This window comes from Carboxylicivirga mesophila (assembly GCF_018271975.1).
In the GTDB taxonomy this organism is placed as follows: Bacteria; Bacteroidota; Bacteroidia; order Bacteroidales; family Marinilabiliaceae; genus Carboxylicivirga; species Carboxylicivirga mesophila.
Genome location: NZ_JAGUCN010000004.1, coordinates 141,482 through 161,707 on the forward strand (window position 1 = coordinate 141,482; position 20,226 = coordinate 161,707).

The following is a 20,226-nucleotide window of genomic DNA, read 5'->3' on the forward strand; positions in this document are numbered from 1 at the left end:
TTTGTTTTGTTTAATAATTCTGGTATGCCTCTTGAAGAGATGCTAATAAACAGAATAGCATGTTGCCAGATGATGTGTGGGAATTAATTTCCAATTCCTACAAATATGAACGAAGAAGGTGTCGTAAGCAGTTTGAAGAAGTTTGCAGCAGATCGTCGTACCGTATGATTGACTATCGCAATGATAGAGTTTTGAAAGGCTTTGTTGGCTTTTGGGATTTTGGCAAATGGGTGGTTATTGAGCACTTAGCTGTAAGTAATAATCAGGTTTTTCATGAAACCATGTCGATGTTGCTTAAGCAACTAATTGAACAAGTGGATAAGAATGTGATTATTGTAGCTGAAGTTGATATTCTTTTGGCTCCGGAACATTACTTGTTGAAAAGTGAATATGTCAGTGCCGGGTTTATTGAGAATCCATATGTTTATATTCAACCATCATATCATAAAGGTTGCGCATCATACCCACAGCGGATTATGAGTTTTCCTCATAGTATTTCGTATGAACAGTTTAAGGATTTAAGGAGTTTATTGTACCGCTTTATTTATGGTAAAAACTGATTAATGTGGGCCTGCTAAAAGCTGTTTGAGCTAATATCCATCATATCTGATTCTTTTGTTTTATGGCATTTATTTACTTTTGCAGTAAAATGATTTTATGACAAAAGTACGTGCGTGGGTGAGTGCCTTTAGGTTACGCACATTGCCTCTGGCTCTCTCAACAATAATAATGGGCGGTTTTCTGGCCCAATTTTATGGAATGTTTAAGTGGTCAGTATTTTTATTGGCCATCATTACCACCTTGTTTCTCCAGGTGCTCTCCAACTTGGCCAATGATTATGGCGACACAGTTAATGGTGCCGATCATAAAGGTCGACAAGGGCCTCAGCGCATGGTGCAATCTGGTTTAATCAGCCAGCAAAGTATGCGCAGAGCTATTGTGATTTGTGCATCGCTGGCATTGATTTCAGGTATATTACTCATTTACTTCTCGTTTTCGCAGGCGGCAAGCATTAGTGGCTTAGTATTCTTTTTATTGGGAGTGGCTTCTATTGTTGCGGCTCTAAAATATACTATGGGTAAAAATCCTTATGGCTACCAAGGGCGTGGTGACTTATTTGTGTTGCTCTTTTTTGGCCTGGTGGGTGTTGGCGGTTCATTTTATTTACACGGGCAAATGTTTCATTGGGATGTTTTGTATCCTGCACTTGCCATTGGGTTTTTAAGTACAGGTGTTTTAAACCTCAATAATATGAGGGACAGGCAGAGTGATAAAGAAGCTGGTAAAAATACTCTGGTTGTTAAAAATGGCATCGTTTGGGCTAAGCGCTATCATTATTTTCTGGTGATTGGCGCGTTGTTGCTGTCTACTGTATTTGTTGTTACTAATGGGTATCATATGTCGATGTTTATGTTCCTAGTGAGTACACCACTTTTCATAAGACACCTTTGGGTGGTTAACAAAGCGGTAATTGCCGATGATTTTGATCCTGAACTTAAAAAATTGGCCATAACTTCATTAGTGTATGTGCTGTTGTTTGGCACCGGTTTAATTCTTACATAGTAGTATGCTAACAGCCACTTATAAAAAACAGGAATTAGTGTTTAAGGAAGCAGGAGGAACATCTCGCGGCGTATTAAACACCAAGCCGAGCTGGTTTATTAAAATACAGAATAATCATGGGATTTTCGGAATAGGAGAATGTTCCATTATTCCTGGCTTAAGTATGGATGACAGACCAGATCTTGATGAAATTATTGCAGATGTTTGCATAAATATAAACGATTATGTCCTGGATTATCATCAGCAACTTAAGGACGTGCCCGCATTGCGTTTTGCTGTTGAAACAGCCATGAAAGGATTAGAAATGGAGCACCCTTACGAATTGTATCCAAGTCAGTTTATGAACGGCACTGAACCGATTGTTATTAACGGGCTTATTTGGATGGGAGAAGCAGAAACAATGTTGAAACGTATTGATGAGAAGCTGCAACAAGGTTTTTCTTGCCTGAAACTTAAGGTTGGTGCCATCGATTTTAACGAAGAACTTTCTTTGCTGAGGCATATAAGAAATCGTTACAGTGAAAAAGACCTGGAGCTTAGGCTTGATGCCAATGGTGCTTTTGCACCGGAAGAAGCTTTGTTCAAATTAAAAGCATTGTCGTCCTTTAAAATACACTCCATTGAGCAGCCAATTAAGGCGGGACAGTATGAGGATATGTACCAATTGTGCCGAAAGACCCCTATTCCTATTGCACTTGATGAGGAGTTGATTGGTGTAAATGATATGTCGGCAAAAGAGGAGCTACTAAGGGTAATTACGCCTCAATACATTATCTTAAAGCCCAGCTTGTTGGGTGGTGTAATGGCTTCAGATGAATGGATTAGTATAGCCGATGAGCTCAATATTGATTGGTGGGCCACCTCGGCTCTTGAAGCCAATATTGGTTTAAATACCATAGCGCAATGGGTAGCTACGAAATACAGCTCTCTTCGCCAAGGATTAGGGACAGGGCAGGTTTTCACTAATAATCTGCGGTCACCACTTTATCTTAAAGGGCAGGAGCTGTATTATGATTTGCATGGTGAATGGGAAAATCCTTTTGAAGCTGAATGATGGATAGGATGGATTCATACAAGCAATACGATGAACTATTGGTTGATGGTGAGCAATACTGCGGGATTGCATCCATACTGACTTGGGTTCAAAAACTGGAAGCAACAAACCAATCAGAGAACCTTTTGATAGCGAGATTTATTCGGGATTGGTTTGATGATAAGGCGTATATAAAGCTGCAAACGTCAGGGAGCACCGGGCAGCCAAAAACAATTAAGGTGCATAAACAGTCAATGGTAGCGTCAGCCCATCGCACCATTCGTTTTTTTAACCTTCAACAGGGCGATAGTGCCTTATTGTGCTTGTCAGCCAAATATATTGCCGGTAAAATGATGCTTGTAAGAGCATTAGTGGGAGGATTGGATGTAGTGATAACGAATATCAATTCTAATCCTTTGCAACAGATCAATCGGGTAATTGGTTTTGCAGCCATGGTGCCAATGCAGCTACACAATATTCTATCCAATACTCCAGGAAAGTTACAGAACATCAAACAACTAATTGTAGGCGGAGGTAGTGTTAATCCATTGTTATTGGACCAATTGTCGGGATTGACTACAGAAGTGTGGGAAACCTATGGTATGACTGAGACAGTATCACATATTGCCTTGCGTAACTTGTCAAATGGTGATGAAATGTTTAAGCTGTTACCCGGACTGGTGATTGATGTTGATAGTCGTGGTTGTTTGAAGGTTTTGCCATCTGATATCAATACTGACACACTATTCACCAACGATATGGTTAAGCTGGAGTCCTCAACTCAATTCCGCTTGCTGGGGCGATGGGATAATGTAATTAATACCGGTGGTGTAAAAGTGATACCCGAGCTGATTGAAGCCAAACTTAAATCAGTAATTAAGGAGGATTTTATAATCTCCTGGAAGCCTGATGATATTCTGGGGCAGAGGGTTGTGCTGGTACTGGAGTCTGATTCACAAGTTGGTTTAGATGATATGGATTTGTCTATGATGTCCAAATATGAGCAGCCTAAGGAGGTTGTGGCTGTAAGCTGTTTTCCTAAAACAGAAACAGGAAAGATACAACGGCTTAAATTACGCGAACTGTTGGGCTAAAAATCGTTTGTCCATCGCCAAAATATTATATTTGCTTACTTATTTTTATCGAACACATCAAAGGAATGAAAATATACATTGTTTTTGCTCTGGCGGGTTTATTCTTGCTTACATCATGCTATAACCAGCGACCAGATATTAGTTATTCTACATTTAGCGAGATTGATGATTCAACTCCAAAGAACCAGGAAGAGTGGCTGGCAACGGGGCGTGGTTTGCATTTGTCATTTGGGTCAAAAGATGTTAAATATATGAAGGGGAAAGTGCCCATGCTGGCAGTTGTGAAGGACAAACAAATTCATGCATGGAAAGGTGAAACGGTATCTTTTCAGGCTGTTTTGTGGAGTTCCTATGACGTTAAGCAGGTGGAATGTATCTGGGAAGATTTGGTTTCAGAAGAAGGACAAACAATTGAAAAAGATATTATACAAACAAGATATGTGAGGTATATGCTGAGTGATGCCGGATTTGTAAATGACCAATCATTAGCATCGAATCAGCGTGATTCAACGCTATTGCCCGATATGCTGGATAGTTTGCCTTGTATAGATATGGAGGCGCAAAGTGTCAGACCAATATGGTTTACTATCCAGGTGCCGCGAGAGGCTAAAGCCGGTATTTATAAGACGGCGCTTAAGGTATACTCCAAAGAAAATCCGCCACAAGAATTAAGGCTCAATCTTCAGGTAATAGAAAAAACATTGCCGTCAACAGATGATTGGCGCTTTCAAACCAATATGTGCATCAATCCGGCAGAGATAGCGCGTTGGCACAAGGTTCCATTATGGAGCGAGCAACATTTTAATGAGCTTCAACCATATGTTGAGCTGATGAAAAGAGCTGGGCAGAAGAGTATAACTGCTTATTTGTTCGATCACCACAACGATGTTAACGCTCCACTTGTACAATGGGTGAAACAATCAAACGGCCAGGTAGTGGCTGATTTTACCAACTTTGATAAGTGGATTACTTTCTTGTTAGATAATGGTATAACTTCTCAAATTGATTGTTACGCCTTTGAACCAAACATTAGCAACAGCATAACTATATTAGATGAAGTGACTGGTAAAAGGCAGTTAAAAGAACTGAAGGTACAAGATGATGGCAGGCTGATTAAAGCCTGTTATACTAATATCATCAATCATTTGCTTAAAAAGCAATGGTTTGATAAAACTGTATTTGTTGTTAATGAAGGGCCAACTGAAGAGGTAACCAGGCTGAAGCAGCTGTTGCATGAAGTCAACAAGGATGTGAAGCTTGAGTTGCTGGCACATGAGTGGACATCTGGGTTGCTAAAAGATGTTTATGCTGCAAATGTGCCTTCTCAATTCAGTAATCTGAAGGAATGGTTTCGCATCAGGCACCAAAAAGGTTTAGAAACTTCCTATCATTTGGATGCCAATAGTCCGTTTCCCAATGTTTTTCTACACTCGCCATCGGCAGAATCAGCTTGGTTTGGGTGGTATGCAGCTGCTCAGGGTATTGATGGCATACACATTGAAGCATTTAATAATTGGTTACCAAATCCTTTGATAAATGCACGACAGGAGTTTCGCTCTTCGGGCAGTAACTATCTTATTTATCCTGATGCAAAAAGCTCAATCAGGTTTGAGCGATTGATTGAAGGGATTCAGGATTTTGAGAAGATATTGCTGATGCGCGATGAATTGGAAGGTGTGGATGATGAAACTAGTCGCCGGAAACTCGAATTATTAAATGAAGTGCTAAGTGATTTTGTTATTGAACGGATACCGCGGGAAAGTGCCAGTCAGATGGTGCGAGAGGGGCAGGAGCTGCTTTGGGAACTTCATAATCAATGATTGCAGAATTGAGATTAAGCCATCAATTATTTTATTGAGCTGAATAATATCATTCATCTTTCTGTTCAACTTTATTTAATTTGTCAGCGTCGAAGTTAAATGCATCCCTTTATCAGGGTGTTATCGTTAAATCTATTGCAATAAATATTAGCTTATGAAACTATTATCAACAATGCTGCTGAGCCTGATTTGTTTGGCTGTGGTTGCACAAGACCAAACAGAAGGGTATCAGTTTGAAACAATCTATGATTTAGAGGCGACATGCGTGAAAGATCAGCATCGCTCAGGAACATGCTGGAGCTTCTCGGCTTTAGGTTTCTTTGAATCGGAAATGATTCGAATTGGTAAAGAGCCAGCTAACCTGTCAGAGATGTTTGTGGTACGTCACTGCTATGCTGACAAAGCAGTGAAATATGTGCGCTTGCATGGTTCATTAAACTTTGGTCCTGGTGGCGCATTTCACGATGCTGTTTATGTAATGAAGAATTATGGTATGGTGCCTGAAGAAGCTTATGCAGGGCTGGAATATGGTGAAGAGTCGCACGTGCATGGTGAAATGGATGCCGTTTTGAAGAACTATGTTGATGCTGTAATTTCTAATAAAAACAAGAAGCTGAGTACAGCCTGGAAAAATGGGTTTGACGGTACTTTAGATGCTTACCTTGGTGAGTTACCTCAATCTTTCGAAGTAGACGGCAAAAGCTATACGCCTCAAACCTATATGGAAGAGAGAGTAGGTCTTGATATGGATGATTACATTCAGGTATCTTCGTATACACATCATCCAACCTACGAAACGTTTATTATTGAAGTGCCAGATAACTGGTTGTGGGGTGAAGTATACAACGTAACATTAGACGACCTGATGACTATTTTTGAGCATTCACTTGAGAATGGTTATACAATTGGCTGGGCAGCTGACGTAAGTGAAAAAGGATTTTCACATACTAATGGCGTAGCAATTGTACCAGAAAGTGATGCAAAAGAGATGTCAGGTTCAGAACGTTCGCGTTGGGAAAGTATGTCACGTGCCGACCGTAACAAGATGCTTTATAGCTTCGATAAACCTGTAAAAGAAAAGGTAATTACGGCTGAGATGCGTCAGGAAGCCTACGATAACTATCAGACTACTGATGATCATGGTATGCAGATTACAGGTATGGTGAAAGACCAGAACGGTACCAAGTATTTTAAGGTGAAAAACTCATGGAATACCAACAATAAATACGATGGCTATTTCTATGCATCCGAGGCTTTCATAAAATACAAAACCATGTCAATCATGATTAATAAAAATGCATTGACCAAAGACCTCAAAAAGAAACTTGGAATAAAGTAACCAGATATTGATTTGGTAAACAAAAGGGTGGCGAAAGTTACCCTTTTTTATTTAATTAGGCTCACACTAACTATAGTATTATGAGAACGGTTATTATTCTAACAGTATTCATCTCAAGTTTCACTTATTTAAATGCTCAGGAGCCTGATAAAACAGCACTTATTCTTATTGATATTCAGGATTTCTATTTTGAAGGAGGAGCTGTGGAGTTGGTAGATGCTCAAGAAGCCGGAGAGCAAGCACAGAAGCTTTTGCAGTTATTTCGCGATAAGGGCTTGTTGATTGTTCATGTTAAACACAAGGCAACAAAAGGGAGTGATATTAATAAAGTTGTTTGCCCTTTAGTGAATGAGAAGGTTATTGAGAAAACGGAAGTCAATGCATTTATAGGTACAGACCTGAAGGAATACCTCGATGCTCATCATATAGAACATATAGTGATGGCTGGCATGCAAACGCATATGTGCTTAGAAGCAGGAGTGCGTGCTGCTGCAGATTTTGGGTATGAAGTTGTGGTAGTAGAGGATGCTTGCGCCACCAGGGATTTAACCTATAATGGCTTGGTTATACCTGCGGAACAAGTTCACTTTTCCACCTTGTCCACATTAAAAAGTTACGCCTATATAATGAAGCAGGAAGTTTTTCTGGAAAAATTTTTGAATTAATGAAAAAAGCTTCATATTTGTATTTGTTAAAATGTGTGAACGAAAAGTTCCGGAAACATTTGTAGAATTTAGAATTACAAAATCGCGTTAAAAAAGTTTAAAAGATTGCGTTTAGTGCAATAATTATGGAACTTTATTTATGCGAATTGAGTATAAAGATTTATGAAGCTTTCTTCATAAGTTAGGGTTAAGGTTAGGTTGAAGAAGGAATGTTTGAAAAGTCAAACATTCCTCTTTTTTTTATATATACCCGAAACTATTTAGCTTTAAGTGTGTTCTAATATTAAGTTAAGATTTTTTCATAGATTTGGATTTTGAGTTAAGGTTAGAAGGAAAAAGGAGTTGCTCAGCAACTCCTTTTTTTTTGCCGTTAACTACTGCTGCATGCATCAAATGTTCGATAACTACCTTGTGGTAAGAAACTTTATTTGAATTTTAAACTGATTCTGATAGTTTATTGTATATTTGCCTTGGGGAATTTTAAATTATCAGTATGAATTGGGAAGTTCGTTTCATTCAAAGCATTTTTCTATGTGTTTTGTTGAGTTTTAGTATCTGCGTGCTTGATGCGAAAGCAGAGGGATTATCCAAAAGAATTATTAAATCAGCAGTCAAACTTTCTGGCAACGAGCATGTGAATCTTTCTGCAACAGCAGTTAATAGCTTATTTGTACTCAATTGTGTCTCAGATGGAGTTGTTACACTTACCAATACAGACAAGGATATGAAAAGAGGTGTCGTTACTGTATTCAGCAAAGAGATGAAGGAAATACTTGTGCAGGCTACTCTAAACAGTAATGAATCGACCTCGTTTTATTCGGTAAATAATTGCAGGTGTTTTATTTGTTGGGCTCCGAAGGATCGGAGGGATACGCTTACATGGTCTGTAAAGCAGGATTCTGTTGAAGGTTTGTCGGAGCGAAGTGCAATACAGATAGAAGCAGGTATGCAGGAAGTTAGTCATTTGGATAACATGGATAAGTGGTTTGTGTTTACTGCAGCTAAGAATGGGCAGGTTAAAATCTCAACAGTCGGTTTGACAGGTGAAAATACTACCCTATTTATTTATAAGGATAGTGCTGAGCAAATGATTAGTTCCAGTAATTATACGGCTAATTCATTGCAGTCAGAAGTAATAGTTAGTGTTGAGGCAGGTTGTTCATATCTAATAAAGTGGAGCAGTGCCTTCACTAATAAAAGCTACAACTGGAATCTAACTTATCTTTAATGACGTAAAGGTTAATAAAAAAAATGGTTAAAAAACGGCGAAACTTCAGTGTTTCGCCGTTTTTTTTATTTTCTATTTGGAATGATTATTTTCTGATTACAGCACCAAGTTCGTTTTCATAGGTGGTCATCAGTTTTTTCATAATCTTATCAATTTGCTTGTCATTAAGCGTTTTCGACTCATCCTGAAGAATAAAGCTTACAGCGTACGATTTCTTTCCTGCTCCAAGTTTCTCTCCTTCAAACACATCAAATAATGAGATGCGTTTCAGTAGTTTTTTCTCGGTTTTCTGAGCGATGGTTTTAACTTGCTCAAATTTGATGTCTTTATTCAAAACAAGTGCTAAATCACGTTTTACTTCCGGGAACTTTGGTATTTCTGTATAGGTAACAGTTTTCTTTGCACTTTTCTTCAGGATAATGTCCCAATTAATTTCTGCAAAATAAACTGGTACATCAATGTCAAAGGCTTTTAATAGTTTACCGTTCACCATGCCGTAGTCAGCCACTACCTTATCGCCTTGCTTCAGGCAGATGCTTTCTGCAAATAAGTCTGATTCAGTTGAGACTTCGTCAAAATCAATAAACGTTAATCCTAGCCTTAAGAGGATATTTTCCAATTGATTTTTCAGGTCAAAGAAAGTCACCTTCTGTTCTGGGGTGTTCCAGTTGGTTGCTGCCTTATTTCCAACCATGAAAATGGCCAGACGCTGCGTTTCGTTGTAGTTATTTAAATCGGATTTATCTCCTGTGTTGAAATGATAGGTGTTACCGTATTCAAATAGTTTTAAGTCACTGTTACGACGGTTGATGTTGTGGCTGATTGATTCCAAACCACCAAATAACAAGGTTTGGCGCATGCCATTTAAATCGTTACTCAGTGGATTGGCTAACTCAACCACATGCTGACGAGGGTAAACATCTAACGTTTCATAGTATGATGCTTTTGTCAGTGAGTTACACATGATTTCACTAAAACCCTGAGCCATTAATTGGTTGGCTACTGTGTTTTTTAGCTTATGGTCATCGGGCTTCTGCGAATAAACGATAGTGCTGTTAACCGAAGATGGCATCTCAATGTTGTTGTAGCCATAAACTCTAAGAATTTCTTCAATAATATCAGCTTCGCGTTGCACATCAACACGGTATGGAGGTACCGAAAGCTTCAGACCTTCTTCTGTTTCATTAATAATATCAATATCAAGAGCGCTTAAAATACTTTTAATGGTTGCTTGAGAAAGGTCTTTGCCAATTAAGCGTGTGATATTGCGGTAGGTCACATCAACTTCGAAATTTTCAATCTTAGTTGGGTAGATATCTGTAATTTCGCTTGAGATGGTACCGCCGGCAACTTCCTTAATTAGTAAGGCTGCTCTTTTTAGGGCGTAAATGGTCATGTTAGGATCCACGCCACGCTCGAAGCGGAAACTGGCATCGGTACTTAATGTATGGCGCTTGGCCGTTTTTCGCACCCATACCGGATTAAAGTAGGCGCTTTCCAAAAATACCTTCGTGGTTTTCTCGCTCACGCCGCTTTTCAAACCGCCAAATACACCGGCAATACACATGCCTGCTTCGGCATTGCAAATCATCAAGTCATTTTCCGAAAGTTCACGCTCTTCTTCATCCAGCGTCTGGAAAAGCGTACCGTCAGCCAGTGTTTTTACAATAACCTCGCTGCCTTTTATTTCATCCCCATCAAAAGCGTGTAATGGCTGTCCAACTTCGTGTAGTACAAAGTTAGTAACGTCAACCACATTATTAATCGGGCTCAAACCAATGGCTTTGAGTTTGTTTTGTAACCATTCAGGTGACTCTTGTATGGTGATGTCGCTGATAGTTACTCCGCAATAGCGAGGACAAGCCTCTGTATTTTCAACTGTTACTTTAACCTCGTAGTTGGTGTTGTCAACCTTAAACTCATCAACAGAAGGCAACTGTAGTTTTACATCATCCTGGTGTTGCTTTAGGTAGGCAGCTAAGTCGCGAGCGACACCGTAGTGCGATGAGCCATCAACACGGTTAGGTGTTAAGTCAACTTCAATGGCTGTGTCATTTTCAACCTTAAAATAGTCTTTGGCCAAGGAGCCAACCTTAACTTCGGCCGGAAGAACCATAATACCATCATGGCTGGTGCCTAATCCTATTTCATCTTCGGCACAAATCATACCCATTGATTGCTCGCCTCTGATTTTAGATTTCTTAATGGTAAAGCTCTCGTCTCCGCTGTAAAGCACTGTACCAACAGTAGCCACAACTACCTTTTGACCAGCGGCCACGTTAGGAGCTCCACACACAATGGGCAGTGGTTCGCCATTGCCAATATTTACCGTGGTAACACTTAGTTTATCTGCGTTAGGGTGTTTTTCGCAAGTTAAAACTTCACCAATCACCAGGCCTTCCAAACCACCTTTAATAGATTGAACTTCTTCCATGCTTCCCACCTCTAATCCAAGGTCGGTAAGTATTTCAGATATTTTCTCTGGTGCTAAATCAACGTTGAGGTAGCTTTTAAGCCAGTTGTATGAAATATTCATTCGTCTAAAATCATTATGTGTTGAACATCAAATCGATACATACTATATCGAATAGCATCTTTCAAAAAGAGCAAACAAAAGTAATGATTTTGAGGGCTGTAAACTAATTATTTGATGGTGATTTTATACGTAAAACAGGAGATTGATAGTGATAGAAATGCTATTGCTTAGATTATTCGAAGTTCGAAGTTCTCAAAGATGTCTGGTTCAATAAAAATGTACTTCAGTGTCTTTTTACTAAGGTTGCACTTGGTGCGACGGATAACTATTAAAACGTTAGTGCCTTTTTCATAGAGATAGATGAAGTCCATTTCCTGACCTTTAAAGAATCCCTGATTACGCACAATGTGCTGCTTTATCTCCTGTCGGGTAAAGTTGCCTTTGGGAGGGATGCCTTTGTTTACATCGGGCTCACCATTTTCATCGGTTGTGTATTTTTTGTAAAAATAGGCGATAGAGTGCGACAAATAATCAGTTTCGTATGGTTTAATTAAATTGAAAAAACGATTAGGGCCACAATTGTTCTCGATGAAGTAGTTAATATCTTGCTTTAATATGTAGTTAGAGCAAAACATGCTGGCCGAATCAGCGTGCTTACAGGCTGTCTCAAAGTTCCTGTTTTCATGAGCAATGTAGGCAGATAGTAACTGGGCCCAGGTGTTTCGGGGTTCGAGTTGGCGTAAAAGATGAACATCACTTTTAGCTTCTTCATATCGATGCAGATTATAATGAATCCACGAGCGTTGTTGGATGTAATAGCTTTTGTTCGATAAATTGATAGCATTGGTAATGTGTTCCAATGCCTTTGTGGTGTCAGCCCTGAAAATGTATTGCTGGCTCATTTGCGATTGAAGATACGCGTTGTCGGGCTCTTTGCCTAAAGCTTCACTTAACAGGTGAAAAGCTTCATCGGCTTTCCCTTCGTATGATACTTCTTTGGCTTGTTGGTATAGCTTTTGTGCTTCGGGATTGGCTATGGAAGCTTCCTGCTGAAGGTTAATTAAGCCAATTTTGATGCCTGTTATTGGTGGGCTCTGCTTAATTGCATTCACTATTTGATAGCCCAAACTCATATAGAACGGAATGAACAGCAAGGTTAATATCTGAGAAATAGTTGAGATATTAGACAATATTTGAAGTTCTTTATTTTGGTGTTTGTACCATTGGCGAAGGCCTGCAAGTGACAGTATTATCAGGGCGATAAAACCAAGTGTGAATCCTTTAGTAATCAGGCTAAAGTGAATGGCTAGTAAAAGCAGAATGCCCAATAGTGTTATTGCAATGGTGATAAATCGTTGAGATTGGTGGCGGAAGATTCTTAATGTGTTAAAGAATATAGTGATAAGAAGTACTGCTTGTACATACTCAATGTGAATGAAATAATGCGTGCACAAGCTGCTGGTAATGATTAAAACGAGGGAAAGAAAAGCGACAATGCTGTTCAGTAGATTTGCAGATTTCATCAAAGGTTCAATTTTAAATTTCGGGTAATAAAGGGTAAATGCTTATCAGATATTGTTCATTATATCTATCTTTGATAGGCTAAAATTAATCTTTATATGTCGAAAACAGAAAAGGAACGGCCGCTGATTTTGGTCACCAATGATGATGGTATCAAGGCCAAAGGGCTGGAGTCGTTAGTGAAGATGTTGAAGTTATTTACCGATGTGGTTATTGTGGCTCCCAATGAGTCGTATTCGGGTATGTCACATGCAATTACTGTAAAAACACCACTTTATGCCAAATTGGTTAAAGAAAAGGAAGGTTTGCAACTATATAAGGTTAACGGAACGCCGGTTGATTGTGTGAAACTGGCCATAAATGTGTTGTTGCCGCGTAAGCCTGATTTATTGGTGTCTGGTATTAATCATGGTACAAATTCAAGTATTAGTCTTCATTATTCAGGTACAGTTGGAGCAGCTCGTGAAGGTGCTCTTAATAAAATTCCGGCTGTTGGCTTTTCGCTATTAAATTACAGGCATGAGGCTGATTTTACAGAAGCAGTGAAGGTGGCAGAGCATGTTGTTAAATCTATTTTAGGTGATAAATTGCCAAGTGGTACCTTCTTAAATGTGAATATTCCGGATGTGAGTCCGGTAAAAGGAGCCAAGGTAGCCCGACAAAGTAAGGGGCGATGGGTGGAGGAATTTGTTGAGCGTCAGGATCCGCGAGGAAGAAACTACTATTGGCTGACCGGGCATTTCGAAAATCTGGAGCCTGAAGCCAAAGATACCGATGAGTATTTGCTGGCCAAAGGGTATGCCTCAATTGTGCCGTGTCACCTTGATGCGACAAATTTTAACCTTTTATCATACCTGAAAGAACAGAACTATGAATTGTAAATGTAACAAGCTTTATATAGGCATGTTAGTAGGTATATTATTGCCGGTAATTATGTCTTTTGCCTTGTACTATTTTTTGTACCGGGGCGATTTGAGCTATTGGCCGTTTCTTAATCAAATGGTAAGGATGGGGAGTGTCGGGAAGTTGTTGAGTATAAGTGTGCTTCCTAATCTTGTTGTCTTTTTAATTGCAGTTAATAAAGAGCGTCTTCTGGCTGCTCGTGGTATTGTTACATCTACCATTATATATGCAATTGTGGTTATTGCATTCAGATTTTTATTATAGAAAACAACAGGTAATATGCGCTATTATATCATTGCCGGCGAGGCTTCCGGCGACCTGCATGCCTCTAACTTAATGAAAGCTTTTAAAGAGCAGGATGCTCAGGCTGACTTTCGTTATTGGGGTGGTGATTTAATGAAAGAACAGGGCGGAACGCTGGTGCGTCATTATAAAGACACAGCTGTAATGGGACTTTGGGATGTATTAACCAATTTAAATTCCATTAAAAAGAACTTCAAGCTCTGTCAGGAAGATATCTTGGATTACCAGCCTGATGTGTTGTTATTGGTTGATTATGCAGGGTTTAATTTGCGTATGGCTAAATTTGCCCATAAGCACAATGTTTTGGTATATTATTATATATCACCCAAGATATGGGCCTGGAACCAAAAGCGTGTTAAAAAGATTAAAGCCACAGTTGATCGCATGTTCACCATCCTTCCTTTCGAAACAAAGTTTTTTGAGGAGCATGGGGTAGAAGTACAATATAGTGGAAATCCGGTGCTGGATGCTATAGATAATCGCGACAACAAAGATGAATCTTTTGAAGATTTTGTGGCAAGAAACCAATTGGATAACCGACCTAAAGTGGCACTGCTGGCTGGTAGCCGTAAAGGCGAGATAAGCTATAATTTGCCCGATATGTTGGAGATGGTGGATAAGTTTCCGGAATTTCAGTTTGTTATTGCTGGTGCACCATCATTCGCCGTTGAAGAGTATCAGCCATTTATTAAAGACAAAGATGTGGCAGTTGTATCTGGACAAACATACCAGCTACTTCAGCAGGCCCGGGCGGCATTGGTGACATCCGGAACTGCAACGCTCGAAACAGCTTTGTTGAATTGTCCGCAGGTGGTTTGTTATAAAATGTGGGGCGGTGGCTTTACCGATTTTGTTGCCAAGAAAATCCTGATTAAAGTGCCTTATATATCACTGGTTAACCTGATTTTAGATAAGGAAGCCGTTTTGGAATTGTTTCAAAAAGATTTCTCATTGAGTAAGCTCGAACAAGAGCTTGGATTGCTGTTGCAGGATAGCCGGCGAAGAAATGAGATGCTGGCCGATTATGAGGAGTTAGATCGTCGAATGGGTGGCCCTGGCTCTAGCGCACGTACGGCTGGTCTAATGCTTGAAGCACTTAAAAAAGATAAGAAGCACGCCCGATAAAAAGCAATTTAGATGTTTGCACTGTTTAAAAAAGAGTTAGTCACATTTTTTAGTTCTATAACCGGAGCGCTGGTATTGTCTGTCTTTTTATTGGTAACCGGTTTATTCCTATGGGTTATACCTAATGATTTAAATATTATTTATGGTGGGTATGCTACCATGGAGTCACTTTTTTATTTAGCACCATGGGTTTACCTTTTTTTAGTTCCTGCAGTTTGTATGCGCTTGTTCGCCGATGAAAAAAAGATGGGAACATTAGATGTATTGCTGACGAGGCCAATATCGGAGATGCAAATTGTGTTTGGTAAGTTTCTGGCGGGTTTAGCGGTTGTTCTTATTAGTCTTTTACCGACATTGATTTATGTTTACAGCGTTCAGCAGTTAGGACATCCGGTAGGTAATATGGATATGGGCGGCACGTGGGGATCATACATTGGTCTGGTGTTTCTGGCTGCTGTTTATGTGGCTATCGGTGTATTTGCGTCCTCATTAACTGATAATCAGATTGTGGCGTTTGTATTGTCGGTGTTGCTATCTTTTATGTTTTATTCCGGGTTTGATTCGCTGGCCGCGATGCCTGGTCTTGCAGTATATCGTGATACTATTAGTTATTTAGGAATTGATAGCCATTATCGCTCTCTCAGTCGTGGGGTTATCGACTCCAGAGATATTGTTCACCTGGTATCTCTGGTATTCTTCTTTTTATATGTTACTAAACTATCGTTAATGCGTTCTAAGCGCTAGTTATCTGTTATGAGTAAGAGTATCAATCGTTCAAATAAACTGGTTCAATTAGTTGTTGTATTATTCGGATTAATGGCAGTGGCCTGGATAAGCAAGCAGCTGTTTTTTCGCATTGATCTGACTTCGGAGAAACGTTACACCTTAACAGAAACTACGCGTCGGTTCATGCAAGAACTGGATTCTGATTTGTATGTAAAGGTATATCTGGAGGGTCAACTGAATAGTGGCTTCAGGCAACTGTCAAATGCTTCACGTGAGATGCTGGAAGAACTTAAGGCAGAAGCAGGCCGTAATATGCAGTATGAATTTATAAATCCTGATGACCGTAATAGCAAAGAAAAGAAAGCGCTTATTGCGGAATTGGCTGAATATGGTTTTGAACCACAAAGCGTGTTTGAATCAGGTGAAGATGGTCGGCAAATTCAATCCTATGTTTTTCCATATGCGCTTGTTTACTATAAAGATCGCATAGTTGGAATCGACCTGCTGGAGAATTTGCCCTCACGCAGCGGAGCTGAAAATCTGAATATATCAATAGAGAGCCTGGAGTATAAGTTGGCTGAGGCATTTAAACGATTGGCCAGTGAGGAGCAGCCTAAAATTGCTTTTTTGGAAGGGCATGGTGAGCTTGATGAGTTGGATGTTATAGAGGCGACGGATGCACTATCAGCCTATTATCAGGTGGATAGAGGACGGATTGGAGGTGATGCATCGGTGTTGGAACCTTATGAGGTGGTAATTATTGCTAAGCCCTCCAAACCATTTTCTGAGAAAGATAAATATGTGCTTGATCAGTACCTGATGAATGGGGGGCGACTATTAATTTTTATTGATGCGGTTAATGTAACATTGGATAGCCTGCGCCGAACACCACAAACAATAGGCTTGTATAATGATGTCAATCTTGATGACCAGTTGTTTAAATATGGTGTAAGAGTAAATCCGGTGGTGATTGAAGATGTGCAGGCCGGTCGGATCCTTATGAATGCGAGGCCGCAGGGACAGCCTCAATTAGTGCCGGTTCCCTGGTTGTATAGTCCGCTTCTGTCGTCCGCACAAAATCATCCGGTAACCCGTAATATTAATCTTGTTAGAGGTAGTTTTGTTGGAACCATCGATACAGTTGGTGCAGACTTGCAAATTAGCAGGCAGGTGTTGCTGCGTTCTTCGCAATTTACAAAGGTCAGTAAGACACCGGTCTTTATATCTATGGCTGATGTTAATAAACAGCCAAAGCAGCAGGAATTTCAGTCTCCGCACCAAACTGTTGCCCTTATTCAGGAAGGCATCTTTCCTTCAGTATTTGTTAATCGACAGGCACCGCAGGACTTGGATCAGTCAAAAAGCTTTGTTTCAGAAAGTAAATTCACCAGGTTGATGGTGGTAGCCGATGGGGATATTATTCGAAACGAAGTAAGGTTTAAAGACTCTAATCCGCAAATACTACCATTGGGTTTTGATGAAGGTTCCGGGCAGCAATATGGCAATAAGGACTTTATTGTTAATGCAGTTAATTATCTTTGTGATGATGATGGCTGGATGCAGTTGAGAGGACGCCACTTAACCCTTCGTTTGTTAGACAAACAAAAACTATCTGGAGGTACTGGCTGGTGGAAGTGGTTGAATGTTGCCTTTCCTGTAATATTGGTGATATTCGGCAGTGCTATGTTTACTTACTGGCGCTTTCGTCGGTTTGGCCGATAATTACAAATGTCAGGTGCTCAAAATTGTTATTGCTTTTAGTTAAAACGGGGTGTTAATAACTCATGAAAAGTTAGTGAATTCATCCTTTTGAGCAGTAGTGTTTTTTAGTATCTTGCAACTTACGAATTCATTCATTTAAAAGAACAGATGAAATCGTGTAATTATCTGTTTTTTTGATATATTTGATAAAAACTAATAACAGAATAATCATATGAAATTTGTTGTTTCCAGTACAGAATTACTATCGCATCTGCAAGCTATTAGTCGTGTGATTAGTAATAAGAGTACGTTACCAATCCTCGATAACTTTTTATTCGACCTGAAAGACAATAAGCTTGTTTTAACAGCATCTGACCTTGAAGTGACAATGGTGACTTCGTTGGAGTTAGATAATTCTGACGGGGAAGGTATTATTGCATTGCCATCTCGCATTTTATTGGAAACATTGAAGAAATTCCCTGAACAGCCTTTAAATTTTGATATTAGCATGGATACATTTGGTGTTAATATTATTACCGAGAAAGGTAAGTTTAGCATTGTTGGACAAGATGGGGCTGATTTCCCTGAGTTACCGCAATTGGATGCTGATAAAAGTTCAAATTTACAGGTGGCCATCGATCTGTTGGAGTCAGGAATCAATAAAACATTGTTTGCTACAGCCGACGATGAATTACGTCCGGTGATGAATGGTATTTTGGTAGAGTTATCGCCAGAGAATGTTACATTTGTTGCTTCAGATTCTCATAAATTAGTTCGTTATCGCCGTTTAGATGCTAAAACCGATTATTCAGCATCTTTTATTTTACCTAAAAAACCTGCAGGCTTACTAAAAAATGTATTGCCAAAGGAAAGTGGTGAGGTGGTTATTGAATTTGATGATAAAAATGCCTTTTTCACCTTGCCAAACTACAAGTTGGTTTGTCGTTTGGTGGAAGGTAACTATCCAAGCTACAATGCCGTGATTCCTCAGGATAATCCGTATAAAGTGATAATTGATCGTAATGAGTTTCATAATACACTCGGTCGAGTGTCTATTTTCTCAAACCAGGCCAGTAATCTGGTTAAGTTGAAGCTAACTTCTGGTGAAATGGTTGTTTCAGCTCAGGATATTGATTTTAGCATCTCGGCGCATGAGCGTTTGAACTGCCAGTATGAGGGTGATGAAATGGAAATTGGTTTTAAATCTGGTTTCTTAGCCGATATCCTTGGAAATCTTAATTCAACTGATGTTATTCTTGAGTTATCCGATCCATCAAGAGCTGGTATTCTATTGCCATTTGAAAATGGTGAAAATGAGGACGAATTGATGTTGCTGATGCCAATGATGATCAACGTATAATATTTGTTTGTACTACATATAAGAGCCACTGTATGTTAGCATGCAGTGGCTTTTTGTATACAACCAGCTGATGCTGGTGATGAGTTTGAAATTCATATTTCTCAATAGACAATAAAAAAATAGTATTTTTGTGCGCTAATTGGCAAGAAAGGAGAATAATAGATGCAGAAAAAGAAAGTTGTGATAGGCCTGTCGGGAGGAGTTGATTCAAGTGTTGCAGCATACGTGCTCAAAGAGCAGGGGTATGAAGTGATAGGCTTGTTTATGAAAAACTGGCACGATACAACTGGTGTGCTGAAAGCCGATTGTCCCTGGTTAGACGATCAGTTTGATGCTAAGGCGGTAGCTATGAAGTTGGGTATTCCGTTTCATACGGTTGACTTGAGTGACTTTTATCGTCAAAGGGTGGTTGATTATATGTTTGCTGAATATGAAAAGGGGCGTACACCAAATCCAGATGTGCTTTGTAATCGCGAAATTAAGTTTGACGTTTTTATGGATAAGGCATTGGAGCTGGGAGCTGATTATGTGGCAACAGGGCATTACTGTCGTAAAGAAACCGTTATGGTTGACGGCAAAGAAGTACATCGCCTGCTGGCCGGTAGCGATGATAATAAAGACCAGAGCTATTTTCTATGTCAGTTAAGTCAGGCTCAGCTGGCTAAAGCCTTATTTCCTATAGGTGATATTGTTAAACCCGAAGTAAGGCGTATTGCCAATGAACTGAATCTAATAACAGCGCATAAGAAGGATTCTCAGGGTATTTGCTTTGTTGGTAAAGTGGATTTACCTGTTTTTTTGCAACAGAAACTTGAGCCTAAAAAAGGCCGAGTATTTATAGTTGATAAAGACAGTGAGCTTTTTGTTAGGGACTGGAGTAAAGCTGAGCTTGAAAATCCAGAGGATGAGGTATTGGAAGAACTGTCAAAACCCTATGCTTTTCATCCGAAATATGGCAAAAAGATTGGGGATCATAATGGTGCACATTTTTATACCATTGGTCAACGTAAAGGCCTGAATATTGGTGGCTTTCCTGAACCGTTATTTATTATTGGAACGAATGTAGAGTATAATCAGGTGTATGCCGGAATGGGTAAAGAACACCCAGGTCTGTTTCGTAAGGTCTTGCGGATAATGCCAGATGAAATACATTGGGTGCGTGAGGATCTGGCTATGAATGTTGGGGAATCCCGACGGCTGAACCTGCGTATTCGTTATCGTCAGCCTTTGCAAAAAGGGATTTTGCATTGCCGGGAGAACGGCATGTTTCTGGTATTCGACGAAGCTCAAAGAGGCATAACAGCCGGACAGTTTGCCTCATGGTATGATGAAGATGAGTTGATAGGTTCAGGTGTAATTTCTTAATATG

Annotated in this window: 16 protein-coding genes; 14 read left to right on the plus strand and 2 right to left on the minus strand. The window is 39.7% G+C overall.

The window, feature by feature from the left end:
- Nucleotides 1–59 precede the first annotated feature (59 nt).
- From KEM09_RS05325 to KEM09_RS05360, 8 genes are all read left to right on the plus strand, one after another.
- A complete protein-coding gene (locus KEM09_RS05325; RefSeq protein WP_212226472.1) occupies nucleotides 60–560 on the plus strand; it encodes a hypothetical protein in 501 nt (166 codons plus the stop codon).
- 97 nt (nucleotides 561–657) lie between these two features.
- Nucleotides 658–1,563 carry a 1,4-dihydroxy-2-naphthoate octaprenyltransferase gene (gene menA, locus KEM09_RS05330; protein ID WP_212226473.1) on the plus strand — a complete coding sequence of 302 codons (906 nt, stop codon included), beginning with the start codon at nucleotides 658–660 and terminating at the stop codon, nucleotides 1,561–1,563.
- Between the two features lie 37 nt (nucleotides 1,564–1,600).
- Entirely contained in the window at nucleotides 1,601–2,617 is a 1,017-nt protein-coding gene (locus tag KEM09_RS05335) for an o-succinylbenzoate synthase (protein ID WP_342343997.1), read from the plus strand.
- Entirely contained in the window at nucleotides 2,614–3,690 is a 1,077-nt protein-coding gene (locus KEM09_RS05340; RefSeq protein WP_212226476.1) for an AMP-binding protein, read from the plus strand. Before KEM09_RS05335 ends, KEM09_RS05340 begins: the two co-directional genes overlap by 4 nt.
- A gap of 65 nt (nucleotides 3,691–3,755) precedes the next feature.
- Nucleotides 3,756–5,510, plus strand: coding sequence for a DUF4091 domain-containing protein (locus KEM09_RS05345; RefSeq protein WP_212226478.1), 1,755 nt, complete (start codon nucleotides 3,756–3,758; stop codon nucleotides 5,508–5,510).
- 154 nt (nucleotides 5,511–5,664) lie between these two features.
- Nucleotides 5,665–6,849 (plus strand): C1 family peptidase, encoded by a 1,185-nt coding sequence (locus KEM09_RS05350; protein WP_212226480.1) that lies wholly within the window; start codon nucleotides 5,665–5,667, stop codon nucleotides 6,847–6,849.
- Nucleotides 6,850–6,929: 80 nt separating this feature from the next.
- Complete coding sequence (locus KEM09_RS05355; RefSeq protein WP_212226482.1) at nucleotides 6,930–7,514, plus strand: cysteine hydrolase family protein; 585 nt, start codon at nucleotides 6,930–6,932, stop codon at nucleotides 7,512–7,514.
- Between the two features lie 493 nt (nucleotides 7,515–8,007).
- Nucleotides 8,008–8,742 carry a hypothetical protein gene (locus tag KEM09_RS05360; RefSeq protein WP_212226484.1) on the plus strand — a complete coding sequence of 245 codons (735 nt, stop codon included), beginning with the start codon at nucleotides 8,008–8,010 and terminating at the stop codon, nucleotides 8,740–8,742.
- Between the two features lie 85 nt (nucleotides 8,743–8,827).
- Here KEM09_RS05360 and pheT read toward each other — a convergent pair whose 3' ends face one another.
- Nucleotides 8,828–11,278, minus strand: a complete 2,451-nt coding sequence (pheT, locus tag KEM09_RS05365; protein WP_212226486.1) for a phenylalanine--tRNA ligase subunit beta — start codon at nucleotides 11,276–11,278, stop codon at nucleotides 8,828–8,830.
- Between the two features lie 167 nt (nucleotides 11,279–11,445).
- Nucleotides 11,446–12,741 carry a tetratricopeptide repeat protein gene (locus KEM09_RS05370; RefSeq protein WP_212226488.1) on the minus strand — a complete coding sequence of 432 codons (1,296 nt, stop codon included), beginning with the start codon at nucleotides 12,739–12,741 and terminating at the stop codon, nucleotides 11,446–11,448.
- A 96-nt stretch (nucleotides 12,742–12,837) separates the two neighbouring features.
- Between KEM09_RS05370 and surE the strand changes: the two genes are divergently transcribed.
- From surE to mnmA, 6 genes are all read left to right on the plus strand, one after another.
- Nucleotides 12,838–13,620: a 5'/3'-nucleotidase SurE gene (surE, locus tag KEM09_RS05375; protein WP_212226490.1), complete on the plus strand. Its 783-nt coding sequence runs from the start codon at nucleotides 12,838–12,840 to the stop codon at nucleotides 13,618–13,620.
- A 301-nt stretch (nucleotides 13,621–13,921) separates the two neighbouring features.
- Complete coding sequence (gene lpxB / locus KEM09_RS05380; protein WP_212226492.1) at nucleotides 13,922–15,070, plus strand: lipid-A-disaccharide synthase; 1,149 nt, start codon at nucleotides 13,922–13,924, stop codon at nucleotides 15,068–15,070.
- Between the two features lie 12 nt (nucleotides 15,071–15,082).
- Nucleotides 15,083–15,814: a gliding motility-associated ABC transporter permease subunit GldF gene (gldF, locus tag KEM09_RS21920; RefSeq protein WP_244824851.1), complete on the plus strand. Its 732-nt coding sequence runs from the start codon at nucleotides 15,083–15,085 to the stop codon at nucleotides 15,812–15,814.
- 9 nt (nucleotides 15,815–15,823) lie between these two features.
- Nucleotides 15,824–17,518, plus strand: a complete 1,695-nt coding sequence (gene gldG / locus KEM09_RS05385; RefSeq protein ID WP_244824852.1) for a gliding motility-associated ABC transporter substrate-binding protein GldG — start codon at nucleotides 15,824–15,826, stop codon at nucleotides 17,516–17,518.
- Between the two features lie 211 nt (nucleotides 17,519–17,729).
- Nucleotides 17,730–18,857 carry a DNA polymerase III subunit beta gene (dnaN, locus tag KEM09_RS05390; protein WP_212226494.1) on the plus strand — a complete coding sequence of 376 codons (1,128 nt, stop codon included), beginning with the start codon at nucleotides 17,730–17,732 and terminating at the stop codon, nucleotides 18,855–18,857.
- Between the two features lie 162 nt (nucleotides 18,858–19,019).
- A complete protein-coding gene (gene mnmA, locus KEM09_RS05395) occupies nucleotides 19,020–20,222 on the plus strand; it encodes a tRNA 2-thiouridine(34) synthase MnmA (RefSeq protein WP_212226496.1) in 1,203 nt (400 codons plus the stop codon).
- Nucleotides 20,223–20,226: the final 4 nt, after the last annotated feature.

Excerpts from the sequence above, each read along its gene's own strand:
- KEM09_RS05325 (WP_212226472.1), top strand. The coding sequence starts at position 60 with ATGTTGCCAGATGATGTGTGGGAATTAATTTCCAATTCCTACAAATAT.
- menA (WP_212226473.1), top strand. The coding sequence starts at position 658 with ATGACAAAAGTACGTGCGTGGGTGAGTGCCTTTAGGTTACGCACATTG.
- KEM09_RS05340 (WP_212226476.1), top strand. The coding sequence starts at position 2,614 with ATGATGGATAGGATGGATTCATACAAGCAATACGATGAACTATTGGTT.
- KEM09_RS05345 (WP_212226478.1), top strand. The coding sequence starts at position 3,756 with ATGAAAATATACATTGTTTTTGCTCTGGCGGGTTTATTCTTGCTTACA.
- KEM09_RS05350 (WP_212226480.1), top strand. The coding sequence starts at position 5,665 with ATGAAACTATTATCAACAATGCTGCTGAGCCTGATTTGTTTGGCTGTG.
- KEM09_RS05355 (WP_212226482.1), top strand. The coding sequence starts at position 6,930 with ATGAGAACGGTTATTATTCTAACAGTATTCATCTCAAGTTTCACTTAT.
- KEM09_RS05360 (WP_212226484.1), top strand. The coding sequence starts at position 8,008 with ATGAATTGGGAAGTTCGTTTCATTCAAAGCATTTTTCTATGTGTTTTG.
- pheT (WP_212226486.1), bottom strand. The coding sequence starts at position 11,278 with ATGAATATTTCATACAACTGGCTTAAAAGCTACCTCAACGTTGATTTA.
- KEM09_RS05370 (WP_212226488.1), bottom strand. The coding sequence starts at position 12,741 with ATGAAATCTGCAAATCTACTGAACAGCATTGTCGCTTTTCTTTCCCTC.
- surE (WP_212226490.1), top strand. The coding sequence starts at position 12,838 with ATGTCGAAAACAGAAAAGGAACGGCCGCTGATTTTGGTCACCAATGAT.
- lpxB (WP_212226492.1), top strand. The coding sequence starts at position 13,922 with ATGCGCTATTATATCATTGCCGGCGAGGCTTCCGGCGACCTGCATGCC.
- gldF (WP_244824851.1), top strand. The coding sequence starts at position 15,083 with ATGTTTGCACTGTTTAAAAAAGAGTTAGTCACATTTTTTAGTTCTATA.
- gldG (WP_244824852.1), top strand. The coding sequence starts at position 15,824 with ATGAGTAAGAGTATCAATCGTTCAAATAAACTGGTTCAATTAGTTGTT.
- dnaN (WP_212226494.1), top strand. The coding sequence starts at position 17,730 with ATGAAATTTGTTGTTTCCAGTACAGAATTACTATCGCATCTGCAAGCT.
- mnmA (WP_212226496.1), top strand. The coding sequence starts at position 19,020 with ATGCAGAAAAAGAAAGTTGTGATAGGCCTGTCGGGAGGAGTTGATTCA.